The organism is Mesorhizobium sp. M0058 (assembly GCF_040323095.1).
Taxonomy (GTDB): Bacteria; Pseudomonadota; Alphaproteobacteria; order Rhizobiales; family Rhizobiaceae; genus Mesorhizobium.
Map to the genome: position 1 here is coordinate 270,300 of NZ_JAMYUQ010000007.1, position 12,965 is coordinate 283,264.

Here is a 12,965-nt window from a genome sequence, read left to right on the forward strand (position 1 = left end):
GTCCGGCGCTGGTGTTCGCTGGGCGGGGGGATAAGCTCCTCACAATCAAAGGTGGCGCAGGCCCCCTCATCCGACCGCTTCGCGGCCACCTTCTCCCCACTGGGGAGAAGAGGGAAGCGCTGGCGCTGACCGGCTCCTCTCCCCTCGGGGAGAGGTCAGCCGAGCGAAGCGGAGGCTGGGTGAGGGGGCCTTGGCGCCAGCTTGGCAAACAAGGGGAAGATCACCATGAAAAAAGAAGTCATCGAAGTGCCCGTCATGTCGGCCAAGGTGCGGGCGCTCGGGCTGCCGTGCTCGACGGCGGTGAGGGCCAATGGCTTCGTGTTCATCTCGGCGACGCCGCCGGTGGACATGGTGACCGGCGAGATGGTGCGCGGCGACATCGAAACGCAGACCGAGGCGTCGCTGAAGGCGCTGAAACACTGCCTGGAAGCCGCCGGCACCTCGCTGGACAATGTGGTGATGGTGCGCATCTACGCCGTCAATTCCGGCTTCTACAACGCCATCAATCGGGTCTATGCCAGATATTTCAGCGTCAACCCGCCGGCGCGCAGTTTTGTGCCGGTGGCATCATGGCCGATGGAGTTCGATATCGAGATTGAGTGTGTGGCGGTGGGGTGAGAGACGAAGGAATGTCTAAGGCAGTATTCGCAAGCCGAGCACTCAGTGCTTGTGCCGCACTTCTCCTCCGCCGCACGCACGTGTGTCGTGTCAATTAGAATCTTTGGATTAGCAACTCGGAATGTTTGACAACTGTGCTCCAACGAGCAATGCTTGGAAAGGGGGAGACAATGTTTACTCGTTTATCGTTTGAAAACTACCGGGCCTTCAAAAAAGGGTCTCTTCGAATCGCGCCGATAACGATACTGGTTGGCGCCAACAGTATAGGTAAAAGTAGCATCCTTCAAATACCATTGCTGTTCAAGCAAACTCTGGATCAGACGGATCATAAATATCAAGCAGCCTTAAAGATACACGGAAAAGATGTGAGCTTTGGCAGCGCTAGGCAGGTGTTCAATAAACAAGATACAAGCAAGCCTGTGATGTTTAAGTTTTCATAGACCATGCCTTGCTAGGTTTCCTCAAGCAGCAAATGCAGGAAAGGCTCAGGGATATAGAGGAGGAGTTGCTTCAATATTCATATTATATATTACGTTCAGATAGCAAAATCGTACCATCTGAACTTTCTGCAAGTATTAGACGTGGTATGGAAATGCGGCACAGGTCGCGATCCGGCGAGAGAATTTCTGCAGACGTCATATCTGCTATCATAAAATTCATCTCTACTGTCAATCTGGATAAAATCGACGTTCCAAGATTCATATCTCGCTCGCTCATATCTGGAGGTGGTCTAACTGCAACCGATTTTGAATTGAGTAAGAGCTTTGTGAGTAAGCTCCAAGATATACGATCTCCCTCTTTTAGTCTCGTGTTCCATTTGGGTTACAAGGAGGGCGCTGTCGAGTCTGTTCTCGGAATTCAAAAATTCGAGCTTTTCAATGAAAAGCTAAGGGTTCTCGCCTTTGATTTTAGCGATGCCACTGAGCCAAGTATGAGTTCTGATTTTTCTGAAAAGAACATACCAAAATATATAAGGTCTGCTATCGATTCATCGATCAATTCTGGAAAATCGGTTTTCCATTTTTTTGGCGAGAGCAAAGGCAAGGCTTACCTCTTCCAGACATTTGTCGAGATGATACTCGACAAGGCGTTATCTGGGTTTAATTCTCAATTCTCTCCGAACTCCATATCTCACATTGGTCCTTTGCGTGCGCATCCGAAGAGATTCTACTTTCTGGATATAGCACAGCCAGGCTCGTCTGAAGGTGAGTTGATGATCGAAGCGTTGCGTGAGAATGAGGAGTTGCGTAAACAAGTTAACAAATGGCTAATCCAGTTCGGCGTCAATGTAAGCGTAGCGCAATTCCAAGAGATAATTTATCGTCTTTCGGTTAGAAGCGCCGAGAATCCCTTTGATTTAGACATTACTGATGTTGGATTCGGAATATCGCAGATTCTTCCTATTTTAGTGGAAGGTTTTCTTTCGCCATTTGGGAAAACAATTTTGATTGAGCAACCAGAGATACATTTGCATCCGAAAATGCAGGCTCAGCTTGCGGATTTATTTATAGACATAGCAAATATCAGAAGAAAGGAAGGGAGGCGCTGCGTTATTATTGAAACTCACAGCGAGTATCTTTTGAATAGAATTCGCGCGCGGGTTGCTCAGGGAGTCATTAGCAACGCGGACATAGCTATCCACAACGTTGAGAAGGTTGGAGCGGATGCTTCAATAAAAGGTATATATATTCCAGAGGATGGGTCCTTCGAGTGGCCAATTGGATTTCTGGAAACAGACTTAGAGGATACTCTTGCCTATTTGGGTGCACGAAAATGAGTGTCTATACTATTTGTGGAGAATTTGTTCGAGCTTGCTGCACTGATGAATATTATGCCCTAAATGTCTTGTTCGAATTTGTGAAGGACAATGACAAACGCATTGCAGTCGATAGAGCGCAAAGGAAAATTTTGCGAATTTACGTCGATATTTGCAAAGAGAAAAGGGCTAAGCACATGAGTGTCTGGCTTAAACAGCTGGCGGCCAATCAAAATAGAAATGTAGAACTGGTAACCGTTAACGTCACTGCGCAGAGCGAGAGGGAAATTTTTGTTGAAGCCGCGCTCCGTGCTCCAAAACCAAGAAAGATGATTATCTGGTCTTTCGATGACTATCCGAGCGCAGATGCGAACGGAGGGGTCCAATATTTAGACCGGGAGTGGGCAAAAAAGGATGTCGTGTTGGCGAATGAACCAAGGGAAAAAGCCAAAGAAAGGGTTGAGACCGTGACAAAGTATGAAATTAAATCCGGCCACGGGACGAACATCATTATTGGATCACGCTTGAAGGATAGCGTTCATCACCTCAATAGTCACGTCTCTCAAGAGTCGGCAGAGCTGCTAGGATCGGTAGCAGAATGTGTGGAAGCTTCTGGATCCCAAGAAGCAGGCGACGTTTTCGATAAATTGGCGGAAGAGGTTAAGAAGGAAGGCAAGTCAGAATCGGCTGTATCGGGGTACGTGCAGAAACTTTTTGACTACATTCCGGACATGGCACGAATTGGAAAAACAGTGAAAGAGACGGTAGAGGTGCTCATGGGGACTTCGTAAGTCTAAAACCTAGGCCTAGCGATCGTAAATGCTCTCAAGCAAAATACTCCTGCAGCGGCCTGACCTCCAGGCTCCCCGCCTTCAGCGCCGCAATCGCCTCGGCCACCGCCGCGGCGCCCGACAGCGTCGTGTAATACGGCACCTTCTGCATCAGCGTGGCGCGGCGCAGCGATTTCGAGTCCGACACCGCCTTCTGGCCGTCCGTGGTATTGAAGACGATCTGGACCTGGCGGTTGCGGATGGCGTCTTCGATGTGGGGGCGGCCTTCCAGGACCTTGTTGATCTTCTGGGCGTCGACGCCGTTTTCGGCGAGGAAGCGGGCGGTGCCGGATGTGGCGAGCACCTTGAACCCCTGGCCGGCGAGGCGCTTGACCGCCGGCAGGATGCCGGCCTTGTCCTCGTCGCGCACCGAGACGAACAGCGTGCCGGAGCGCGGCAGGTCGACGCCGGCGCCGAGCTGGCTCTTGGCGAAGGCCAGCGCGAAGTCGCGGTCGAGGCCCATGACCTCGCCGGTCGAGCGCATTTCCGGGCCGAGCAGGATGTCGACGCCGGGGAAGCGGGCGAAGGGGAAGACGGCTTCCTTGACCGCGATGTGGCCGGGATTGCGCGGATCGGGCATGGCGCCGTAATGGGCGAAGGCGTCTTCCAGTTTCTCGCCGGCCATGATGCGGGCGGCAATTTTCGCAATCGGACGGCCGATGGTCTTGGCAACGAAGGGCACGGTGCGTGACGCCCGCGGGTTGACCTCCAGCACATAGACCGTGCCGTCCTTGATCGCATACTGCACGTTCATCAGGCCGCCGACGTTGAGCGCGCGGGCAAGCGCCGCCGTCTGGCGCTCCAGCTCGTCGACCAGTTCGGAAGGCAGCGAGTGAACGGGGAGCGAGCAGGCACTGTCGCCCGAATGGATGCCGGCCTCCTCGATGTGCTCCAGAATGCCTGAGACGAAGGTCGACGTGCCGTCGCACAGGCAGTCGACATCGACCTCGATGGCGCCCGAGAGATAGGTGTCGAACAGCAGCGGGTTCTTGCCCAACAGCGTGTTGATCTGGCCGGTCTTGTCGTTGGGGTATTTCTGCTTGATGTCCTCCGGCACCAGGCCGGGCACGGTGTCGAGCAGGTAGCTCTGCAGCATGCCTTCGTCATGGATGATCTGCATGGCGCGGCCGCCGAGCACATAAGAGGGGCGCACCACCAGCGGGAAGCCGAGCTCGCCGGCGACCAGGCGCGCCTGCTCGACCGAATAGGCGATGCCGTTCTTCGGCTGGCTGAGGTTGAGCTTGTGAAGCAGCTTCTGGAAGCGGTCGCGGTCTTCGGCGAGATCGATCATGTCGGGTGACGTGCCGAGGATCGGAATGCCGGCCTTCTCCAGCGCATCGGCCAGCTTCAGCGGCGTCTGGCCGCCGAACTGGACGATGACGCCGACCAGTTCGCCCGAGGCCTGTTCGGCGCGCAGGATCTCCAGCACGTCCTCCGCCGTCAGCGGTTCGAAGTACAGCCGGTCGGAGGTGTCGTAGTCGGTCGAAACCGTCTCCGGGTTGCAGTTGATCATGATTGCTTCATAGCCGGCGTCGCGCAATGCGAAGGCGGCGTGGCAGCAGCAATAGTCGAACTCGATGCCCTGGCCGATGCGGTTCGGACCGCCGCCAAGGATGACGACCTTCTTGCGCGACGACACATGCGCCTCGTTGGCGAGCGCGCCGGCGAAGGGCACTTCATAGGTCGAGTACATATAGGCGGTGGGCGAGGCGAACTCGGCGGCGCAGGTGTCGATGCGCTTATAAACCGGATGAACGTCGAACTTTTCGCGAATCTTTTGAATCACTTCGGCGTCGGTCTTCGTCAGCGACGCGAGGCGGGCATCGGAGAAGCCCATCGCCTTCAGCATGCGCAGATTGACGGCGTCTTGCGGAATGCCGTGCTCGCGGATGCGGGCTTCCATGGCAACGATGCCGGCGATCTGTTCGAGGAACCACGGGTCGATCTTGCACATTGCGTGCACGTCTTCCAGCGAGGTGCCCATGCGGATCGCCTGCGCCACCATGCGCAGCCGGTCGGGCGTCGGCGTGCCGAGCGCTGCGCGGATGGCGTTGCGGTCGTCGGCGTGGTTGGCAGCTACGGCACCGTGGCCGAGGCCGGGGATCTCGATTTCGTCGAGGCCGGTAAGGCCGGTTTCCAGTCCACGCAAAGCCTTCTGCAGCGATTCCTGGAAGGTGCGGCCGATGGCCATGACTTCGCCGACCGACTTCATGGCGGTGGTCAGCACCGGCTCGGCGCCGGGGAATTTCTCGAAGGCAAAGCGCGGGATTTTGGTGACGACGTAATCGATCGACGGCTCGAACGAAGCAGGCGTGGCGCCGCCGGTGATGTCGTTCTCCAGCTCGTCCAGCGTGTAGCCGACGGCAAGCTTGGCCGCGATCTTGGCGATGGGGAAGCCGGTCGCCTTCGAAGCCAAGGCGGAACTGCGCGAGACGCGCGGGTTCATCTCGATGACGACGAGGCGGCCATCGGCCGGATTGACGGCGAACTGCACATTAGAGCCGCCGGTCTCGACGCCGATCTCGCGCAGCACCGCGATCGAGGCGTTGCGCATCATCTGGTATTCCTTGTCGGTCAGCGTCAGGGCAGGGGCGACGGTGATGGAATCGCCGGTGTGCACGCCCATCGGGTCGATGTTCTCGATCGAGCAGACGATGATGCAATTGTCCGCCTTGTCGCGGACGACCTCCATCTCATACTCCTTCCAGCCGAGCACGCTCTCCTCGATCAGCACTTCGGTGGTCGGCGAGGCGTCGAGGCCGGACTGGACAATGTCGTAGAATTCGGCGCGGTTGTAGGCGATGCCGCCGCCGGTGCCGCCCATGGTGAAGGACGGGCGGATGATGGCGGGCAGGCCGACATGGTCGAGCGCCTGCGCGGCGATCGCCATGCCATGGCTGATGTAGCGCTGCTTGCGGTCGCCTTCGCCGAGGTTCCAGCGGGTTTCCAGCGCGTCGAGCGCGGCATCGAGGTCGGCAGGCGCCTCGGCCTTGACGGCGGCGCGCTCGGCCTCATGGGTCTTGCGGTCGGCGTTCTTGACGTCGGTGGCATTGGCCAGCATCGACTTCGGCGTTTCCAGGCCGATCTTCTTCATCGCCTCGCGAAACAGCGCCCGGTCCTCAGCCTTGTCGATTGCCGTGGCGTCGGCGCCGATCATCTCGACATTGTAGCGCTCGAGCACGCCCATGCGGCGCAGCGACAGAGCGGTATTGAGCGCGGTCTGGCCGCCCATGGTCGGCAGCAGCGCGTCGGGCCGCTCCTTGGCGATGATCTTGGCGACGACTTCAGGCGTGATCGGCTCGATATAGGTGGCGTCGGCCAGTTCCGGGTCGGTCATTATGGTGGCCGGGTTGGAATTGACCAGGATGACGCGAAAGCCCTCTTCCTTCAGCGCCTTGCAGGCCTGTGTGCCGGAATAATCGAACTCACAGGCCTGGCCGATGACGATGGGGCCGGCCCCGATGATCAGGATCGACTTGATGTCGGTGCGTCTTGGCATCGTTGTGAGTTCCGTTCGGCGAGCGGCTTGCACGAAAAACCGGGACGGGAAGACCCGGCCGGTTGTGCTTGCGATTCTGGTATCAGGCTAGGAGGGCCTTATAGGGAAGAGTTTTGGGAGATGTAACCCCGAAAATGAGGCTATGCAGTAGGGATCAGGCAGCAGGGATCAGGCAGGAGCGAGGTTAAGCCGTCTATTGCCTACCCTACTGCTTAACACCTAATCCCCCAGCGCGAGCTGATCCGTAATCTCAAACCGCTCGGCAGCGCCGATCCGGATCATGTTGAGGCTGCCTTCCCTTGTGAAGCGGAACTCGCTGGGCGAATCCGAGTTGGCCGGCATGCCGGCAGAGAAGGAGATGGCGCGCGTGCCGCCATCGGGCCAGGTCACGGTGATGTCTGCCTTGTCGGCGCCATTGTGGACGATGTTGACGGCGCAGCGGGTCATCGGCTGACCGACATAGCGCGCGCAGGGGATCTCGGCGGTGGCGCCGAGGGCGGGCGGGGGTTCCAGCCGTGCAACGGTTTGCGTAGCGGTCGCAGCTTTGGCCTGGTCCGGCCGTGGCGTCGGGGATGGTACCCTCGGCGCGGACGTCGCATCTGGTGCGACTTCCGCATTCGCGGCGGAATCCTGTACCGGCTTCCCTGTGGTCTCCGTCGCCGGAGCCTCCGTGGCAGCGATCTCGCCCGTCGTCGGGCTTTCATTGGCTGCGAAGGCGAGGCCATAAGCATCCTGCATGGCGGTCCTGCCGATCTCGGCGGCGGATTTCGGTGCGCCTGGATCCGTGCCGCCAAGGCGCTCCGTCAGGTCGAGTGGGGCCGGCGCGGGTGCAGCCGGGGTGGGTGGAGCCTGAGTGGGTGCAGCCGGAGCGGCAGAGGCGGCGGGTGCAGTTGTCGGGGGCGCTGCGGCCACGTCGGCCGGCTGCGTCGGCATGTCGGGCGCGAGCGCCGGGCCGCCGGCTTCAGCGCTGGCGGTCACTTGGGGCGGCGCGGCGTCAACTTCGACCACGGTCGGGTTGTCGGGGATAAGATAGCGCGCGGGCGCCCAGCCTTTGACCAGTGGATTGTCGATCTCCTCGACCTTGCACCAGCGGTGGCCGTCCACTTCGCTGCAGCCGAAATTCCTGACGCTCGAGCCGATCGGCAGGCGCGCCTGGGTTCTGCCGACCGGCGACGGCGTGGCGCGGATGTTGAGGAGATCGCCTGGGCCGAGCTCGGTCACTATGGAAACGATGTCGGCAGGCGCGTCCTCGGCATTCGCCGGCATGCTCACCAGCAACAGGCCCATGAGCAACAGCCCCATGAGCAACGGGGCCCGCAGGAGCGGAGCGCCAGTCAGTCGATGCAAAATGGTTCGGATTGTGCGCCTCATCATTTGGCCGTGCGCCGATTACCCTTGCGGCAGCAATCCTGCCGTATGCCAAGGCGGTTTTATAATGGACGATATGCGGCCATGTAAGTCTGAAAATGCGTCCGATGTTTGGTGCCGCGAGGCCGAGGCAGGGCGCAGCCGTGCGGTCAAGCGGAGCCTTGCCAAGAGGGTTTGGGCATGAAGCCGGTCCTCAGCGCATGCGCCCATTCCGGTCGGCCCGCCTGTGCGGCCTGTCTCGCCGCCGCTTCGTGGTCGTAGTCGACGGCGATGGTCTCGAAACGGTCTGGACCATCGCCATCCAAGGTGAGGATGCCGTAGCGCGCATGCGGGCTGCCTTGCTCCGAAACATGCGCCGGGGACATGTCATCTTCATAGGCGGGGGCGCCGACGCTGCCGGGATTGAAGAGCAAGGGGCCGCCGGGGATACGGACCAGTTCCGCGCGGTGGCTGTGGCCGCACAGCACGACGCGGCAGGCCGGGTCCAGCGCCTGCAACCGCCGCTGAATAGCGGCAAGCGGCGCGCGCACCAGTTGGCCATCGACGATCGCGTCGAGCAGGTATTTCTCGTCATGGTCGGGCCGCGCATGGAACGCGACCACGCCGGGAATAATCTCCAGCGTGAAAGGCAGGGCGAACAGCGCCTCGCGCTGCGCTGATGTCAGCCGTTCCTGCGCATAGCGGTCTGAAGCCCACATCATATCGTCGGCCGGATCGACCGCGACGCGGCGGTCATGGTTGCCGCGCACCGTCGGCAGGTCGAGCGCTTCGAGCCGCTCGAACGTCTCGCGCGGCCACAGTGGGCCGGAGACGCAATCGCCCAGGTTGACGGTGAGATCGGCGCCGCCGCGTCTCTCGAGATCGGCGAGGACGGCATCTAGCGCCAGCACATTGCCATGGATATCGGCGAGAACGGCAATGCGCATGCGAGGGCTCCCTTGGTGCAGCCCGTTGAGGCTTGCGGCCCGGCTTCCTATCAAGCCGCTGCCTTCATTATCAAGCCCTTGAGGCCGTTCGAGACAGCCGGGAGCTGGCTATCGCGGAAGCACTCCATCTGCTAGCGTCCACGCCATTCCGAAGTTCATCCGGGGGAAGACAGGCGATGACCCGCGACCAGATGGTTGCCCACCTCCGCGCCGCCAATGATGTCGCGCGCGAGACTGCCGCGCACGGGCACCATCCTTTCGGCTGCGTGCTCGTCGGCCCCGACGATCGCATCCTGATGCGGCAAGGCAACATCAACACCGTGCGCCACGCCGAAACCGAGCTCTCCCGGCGTGCCGCGGACGCCTATGCGCAGGAATTCCTCTGGTCCTGCACGCTGGTCACAACCGGCGAGCCCTGTGCGATGTGCACGGGAACGCTCTACTGGGCCAATATCGGCCGGCTGGTCTACGGCTTCGAGGAAACCAAGCTTCTCGCGCTGACCGGCAATCACGCAGAGAACCCGACGATGAACCTCTCGTCGCGCACAGTCCTCGGCTCCGGGCAGAAGCCGGTCGAGGTCCACGGCCCTTTCCCCGAGATGGACGAGGAACTCCTCGCCCCGCATATCGGTTTTTGGCAGCGCTAGGAGCGGCCTGACTTCGGCACCAGCTACGCCGGAATTTCGATGTCGTGGCCGCCGACGATGGGTAGAGCCGGGTCATCTCCGGCCGCCGCAATCACGCTGTCGAGCAGGCCGGGGAAGCGGGCGTCGAGGTCGGCGCGGCGCAGCGTGATCATCCGGTTGGTGCCGGCCACTTCGGCGCGGGTGACGCCGGCCTCGCGCAGTTTGGCCAGGTGATAGCTGAGATTGGTCTTGGAGCCGAGGTCGAGGAACCGGCTGCAGTTCAGCGGCACGCCTTCCTTGCTGGCGAGATAGCGCACGATGGCGAGTCGGGTCGGGTCGCCAAGCACGCCGAGCACGACCGGCAGGCTGATCTGGTCTGTATTGGGGTGCGGCAAAGTCATGGCCCGAAACTAAGCACAGTCGGTGGCGATTTCAACGCGTCCATGTTTCGCGGGCATGCACAGTCCGCTTCGCGATTGGCCCAATGGCTGTCCTGACACAGGGCTGTCAGCAGGCTTCAGCTATTTTCGTCTGGCTTCATTGACATCACGCCCTGTTATGTCCAATTGTTCAATAACTTTTGAACTAAGGACACGCCCTATGGACAAGCGCCTCTTTTGGCTTGCGCTCGGATCGTTCACGATCTCGACCGAAGGCTTCGTCATCTCCAGCCTGCTGCCTGACATCGCCACCGACGCCCGCATTTCCATTCCGCTCGCCGGCACGCTGATCACCGCCTTCGCGCTGGCTTACGCCATCGGCACGCCGATCCTGGCAACGCTGACCGGCGAATGGGACCGGCGCCGCGTCATCTTGTGGACGCTGGCGTTCTTCGTCATCGGCAATGTGGTGGCGGCGCTGAGCTCGTCCTTCGAGCTGCTGCTCATTGCCCGCATCATCATGGCGCTGTCGTCAGGCCTGTTTGCCGCTACCGCTCAAGGCACGGCGGTGGCGCTGGTCGATGACCACCACCGGGCGCGGGCCATTGCCGTCGTCGTCGGCGGAACCACGGTGGCGGTTGCGCTCGGTGCACCGCTCGGCGCGCTGGTTGCCACGATAGCCGGCTGGCGCGGGACCTTCTTTGCCATTGCCGGGCTCGGCGCGCTGGTCGGCGCCATCCTGTGGTACCGGCTGCCGCGCGGCATTGTCGGTACCAAGCTGCCGCTCAGTCGGCGGCTGGCTGCGGCGCTGCGCCCCGGCGTCATGCCGATCCTGCTGACCACCGCTCTTGCCCTGATCGGCGCCTTCTCGGTGTTTTCCTATATCGCGCCGCTGGCCATCCAGAGCGGCGGCCTCAGCCCGATTGCGCTCCCCGGCATGCTGCTCGCCTTCGGTGTCGGCGCCGTCATCGGCAACATAGCCGGCGGCCAGGCGGCCGACCGTTTTGGTGCGACGCGCACCGTCGGCTGGTCTCTGGCGCTGAGCGCCGTCATGCTGGTGATGCTCTCGGTCATCCCGACCTTCCTGCCGCAGCATCTCGCCGGGCCGGCATTGATGGCCATGATGGTGCCGTGGGGCATGGTCGGCTGGGCATTTCCGCCGGCGCAGGCCAGCCGCATCATCAAGCTGGCGCCCGACGCCGCCCCGATCGTGCTGTCGCTCAACGCTTCGGCCCTCTATCTCGGCGTGGCGCTGGGTGCTGTGGTCGGCGGCGCCGTGCTGCGCTACGGCGTGCCGGCCGATCTCGGCCTAGTCGCCGCCATCTTCCCGCTGATCGGGCTTGGCGTGGTGCTGGCCGGCCGCTGGGCGGCCCGGCCGGTCGCCATGCCGGCGGAATAGACCTTTGCAGTGACTGGCGGCCGCTCTTTCAGCTTGAAGGGGCGGCCGCGGGCACGTCGTAGTCCAGCGCCGCGACTTCATCCAGCATAGCGCGCAGATCTGCCGCTCGTTGCGGGCCGACCAGCGCCTCGAAGCGCTGCTGGGCAATGGTCCACAATTTCGTCGTCTCCTCGAGCTTGGCCAGGCCTTGGTCGGTCAGCCGCACCCGCTTGACGCGGCGATCGTCCTTGTCAGCGAAGGTGTCGACATAGCCGTCGCGGATCAGCGGCTTCAGCGTGTGGCCGAGCGCCGAGAGATCCATGACCATCGCTTCGGCTATCGTGCCCATCGCCGGCTCGTTGCTGACATGGATCTGGTAGAGCAGGCCGTACTGCGTGCCCTTCAGACCCGAAGGCGAGATTACATCGTCATAGAAGCGGCCGAGCTTGCGCGCGGCCCGCCGCAGCGTGGCGTTGTTGCAAAGGCTAAATCCCGGCAGCGCGGTCTTGCTCATCACGACTCCTTGCCGGCAAAACCGCTGCCGGCCTGCCGCAGAAATAGTTTCTGCTGCCTCCGTTGACAAGATGGTGGTATATGCCTACTTCCCGGAAAGTGGTATATGCCACTAATTGGAGATCAGGGCGGGACGAGGGTTCATCGACCTGTCTCGCCGGGCAGAAAAAAGGAACAGGACAATGAGTGGACAGGACAACAAGGGTACCGCAGTCGTCACCGGCGCATCGGCCGGCATAGGTGCTGTCTATGCCGACCGGCTGGCCGGGCAGGGCTACGATCTGGTGCTGGTGGCGCGGCGCGCCGACCGGCTGCAGGAACTGGCTGAAAAGCTGCGATATGCTTACAAGCGCAAGGTCAGCGTGATATCAGCCGATCTTGCCGAGGACAATGATGTGCGCCGCGTCGAGCAAGCGATCGCAGCCGACGACAGCGTCACGCTGCTGGTCAACAATGCCGGCATTGGTGGCCAGGCCGTGGTGGCAACGGCCGACGCCGACGAGGCCGAGCGCATGATCAAGGTCAACGTCATCGCCTTGACCCGCCTGACCCGCGCCGTTCTGCCGGGGCTTCTTGCGCGCAACCGCGGCGCCATCGTCAACATCGCCTCTGTGCTCGCCTATGATACCTCGTTCGGCGGCATCTACAGCGGCACCAAGGCCTATGTCGTCAACTTCACCGAGGCCCTGCACCGCGAAGTCGCCGGCACCAATGTGAAGGTGCAGGCGGTGCTGCCGGGCGCGACCCGCACCGATTTCTGGGAGCTTGCCGGCGGCGACATCGACAATCTGCCGAAGGAGATCATCATGTCCGCCGACGATATGGTCGATGCCGCGCTTGTGGGCCTATCCAGGGGCGAAGCCGTCACCGTGCCGGCACTTGCCGATGCGACCAAGCTCGACACCTTCCTCGGCGCAAGGCAAGTCTTCTACGGCAGCCTGCACGCCGACAAGCCTGCTGCCCGCTATGCTGCTTGAGAGTAGCTGGTTCGCTTCGCGAACCAGGACCCCCACCCCGCTCACTTCGTTCGCGGCCCTCCCCACAAGGGGGAGGGTAAAGTGCGCGCTCCCC

At 61.1% G+C, this 12,965-nt stretch carries 12 protein-coding genes; 7 read left to right on the top strand and 5 right to left on the bottom strand.

Annotated elements, in window-relative coordinates:
* Window positions 1–225: 225 nt before the first annotated feature.
* The 4 genes from NKJ75_RS14390 to NKJ75_RS14405 all read left to right on the top strand — a co-directional run bounded on the left by NKJ75_RS14390 (window position 226) and on the right by NKJ75_RS14405 (window position 3,165).
* On the top strand, window positions 226–618 hold the full coding sequence (locus tag NKJ75_RS14390) for a Rid family hydrolase (RefSeq protein ID WP_023672419.1): 393 nt from the start codon (window positions 226–228) through the stop codon (window positions 616–618).
* A 170-nt stretch (window positions 619–788) separates the two neighbouring features.
* A complete protein-coding gene (locus NKJ75_RS14395; RefSeq protein ID WP_352499845.1) occupies window positions 789–1,058 on the top strand; it encodes an AAA family ATPase in 270 nt (89 codons plus the stop codon).
* A gap of 32 nt (window positions 1,059–1,090) precedes the next feature.
* On the top strand, window positions 1,091–2,395 hold the full coding sequence (locus NKJ75_RS14400) for an AAA family ATPase (protein WP_352499846.1): 1,305 nt from the start codon (window positions 1,091–1,093) through the stop codon (window positions 2,393–2,395).
* Window positions 2,392–3,165, top strand: coding sequence for a hypothetical protein (locus NKJ75_RS14405; RefSeq protein ID WP_352499847.1), 774 nt, complete (start codon window positions 2,392–2,394; stop codon window positions 3,163–3,165). Before NKJ75_RS14400 ends, NKJ75_RS14405 begins: the two co-directional genes overlap by 4 nt.
* A 34-nt stretch (window positions 3,166–3,199) precedes the next feature.
* On the opposite strand, the gene carB is transcribed toward NKJ75_RS14405, so the two are convergent.
* From carB to NKJ75_RS14420, 3 genes are all read right to left on the bottom strand, one after another.
* Window positions 3,200–6,703 carry a carbamoyl-phosphate synthase large subunit gene (gene carB, locus NKJ75_RS14410; RefSeq protein WP_352499848.1) on the bottom strand — a complete coding sequence of 1,168 codons (3,504 nt, stop codon included), beginning with the start codon at window positions 6,701–6,703 and terminating at the stop codon, window positions 3,200–3,202.
* A 219-nt stretch (window positions 6,704–6,922) separates the two neighbouring features.
* Window positions 6,923–8,005 (bottom strand): SH3 domain-containing protein, encoded by a 1,083-nt coding sequence (locus tag NKJ75_RS14415; protein WP_352499849.1) that lies wholly within the window; start codon window positions 8,003–8,005, stop codon window positions 6,923–6,925.
* 215 nt (window positions 8,006–8,220) lie between these two features.
* On the bottom strand, window positions 8,221–8,997 hold the full coding sequence (locus NKJ75_RS14420; protein WP_352499850.1) for a metallophosphoesterase family protein: 777 nt from the start codon (window positions 8,995–8,997) through the stop codon (window positions 8,221–8,223).
* A gap of 176 nt (window positions 8,998–9,173) precedes the next feature.
* Between NKJ75_RS14420 and NKJ75_RS14425 the strand changes: the two genes are divergently transcribed.
* Window positions 9,174–9,644 carry a nucleoside deaminase gene (locus NKJ75_RS14425; protein ID WP_352499851.1) on the top strand — a complete coding sequence of 157 codons (471 nt, stop codon included), beginning with the start codon at window positions 9,174–9,176 and terminating at the stop codon, window positions 9,642–9,644.
* Between the two features lie 23 nt (window positions 9,645–9,667).
* On the opposite strand, the gene NKJ75_RS14430 is transcribed toward NKJ75_RS14425, so the two are convergent.
* Window positions 9,668–10,024: an ArsR/SmtB family transcription factor gene (locus NKJ75_RS14430; RefSeq protein WP_023672424.1), complete on the bottom strand. Its 357-nt coding sequence runs from the start codon at window positions 10,022–10,024 to the stop codon at window positions 9,668–9,670.
* A 199-nt stretch (window positions 10,025–10,223) separates the two neighbouring features.
* Between NKJ75_RS14430 and NKJ75_RS14435 the strand changes: the two genes are divergently transcribed.
* Complete coding sequence (locus tag NKJ75_RS14435) at window positions 10,224–11,402, top strand: MFS transporter (RefSeq protein ID WP_023833489.1); 1,179 nt, start codon at window positions 10,224–10,226, stop codon at window positions 11,400–11,402.
* Between the two features lie 28 nt (window positions 11,403–11,430).
* Here NKJ75_RS14435 and NKJ75_RS14440 read toward each other — a convergent pair whose 3' ends face one another.
* Window positions 11,431–11,895 carry a MarR family winged helix-turn-helix transcriptional regulator gene (locus NKJ75_RS14440; protein WP_023672426.1) on the bottom strand — a complete coding sequence of 155 codons (465 nt, stop codon included), beginning with the start codon at window positions 11,893–11,895 and terminating at the stop codon, window positions 11,431–11,433.
* Between the two features lie 181 nt (window positions 11,896–12,076).
* On the opposite strand from NKJ75_RS14440, the gene NKJ75_RS14445 reads away from it, so the two are divergent.
* Window positions 12,077–12,871, top strand: coding sequence for an SDR family NAD(P)-dependent oxidoreductase (locus tag NKJ75_RS14445; RefSeq protein WP_023672427.1), 795 nt, complete (start codon window positions 12,077–12,079; stop codon window positions 12,869–12,871).
* Window positions 12,872–12,965 lie beyond the last annotated feature (94 nt).

What these genes read in the sequence shown, in the direction of transcription:
- NKJ75_RS14425 (WP_352499851.1), top strand. Translation starts at nt 9,174, where the DNA reads ATGACCCGCGACCAGATGGTTGCCCACCTCCGCGCCGCCAATGATGTC.
- NKJ75_RS14435 (WP_023833489.1), top strand. Translation starts at nt 10,224, where the DNA reads ATGGACAAGCGCCTCTTTTGGCTTGCGCTCGGATCGTTCACGATCTCG.
- NKJ75_RS14430 (WP_023672424.1), bottom strand. Translation starts at nt 10,024, where the DNA reads ATGACTTTGCCGCACCCCAATACAGACCAGATCAGCCTGCCGGTCGTG.
- NKJ75_RS14395 (WP_352499845.1), top strand. Translation starts at nt 789, where the DNA reads ATGTTTACTCGTTTATCGTTTGAAAACTACCGGGCCTTCAAAAAAGGG.
- NKJ75_RS14415 (WP_352499849.1), bottom strand. Translation starts at nt 8,005, where the DNA reads ATGGGGCTGTTGCTCATGGGCCTGTTGCTGGTGAGCATGCCGGCGAAT.
- NKJ75_RS14390 (WP_023672419.1), top strand. Translation starts at nt 226, where the DNA reads ATGAAAAAAGAAGTCATCGAAGTGCCCGTCATGTCGGCCAAGGTGCGG.
- NKJ75_RS14420 (WP_352499850.1), bottom strand. Translation starts at nt 8,997, where the DNA reads ATGCGCATTGCCGTTCTCGCCGATATCCATGGCAATGTGCTGGCGCTA.
- NKJ75_RS14405 (WP_352499847.1), top strand. Translation starts at nt 2,392, where the DNA reads ATGAGTGTCTATACTATTTGTGGAGAATTTGTTCGAGCTTGCTGCACT.
- NKJ75_RS14440 (WP_023672426.1), bottom strand. Translation starts at nt 11,895, where the DNA reads ATGAGCAAGACCGCGCTGCCGGGATTTAGCCTTTGCAACAACGCCACG.
- NKJ75_RS14445 (WP_023672427.1), top strand. Translation starts at nt 12,077, where the DNA reads ATGAGTGGACAGGACAACAAGGGTACCGCAGTCGTCACCGGCGCATCG.
- carB (WP_352499848.1), bottom strand. Translation starts at nt 6,703, where the DNA reads ATGCCAAGACGCACCGACATCAAGTCGATCCTGATCATCGGGGCCGGC.
- NKJ75_RS14400 (WP_352499846.1), top strand. Translation starts at nt 1,091, where the DNA reads ATGCAGGAAAGGCTCAGGGATATAGAGGAGGAGTTGCTTCAATATTCA.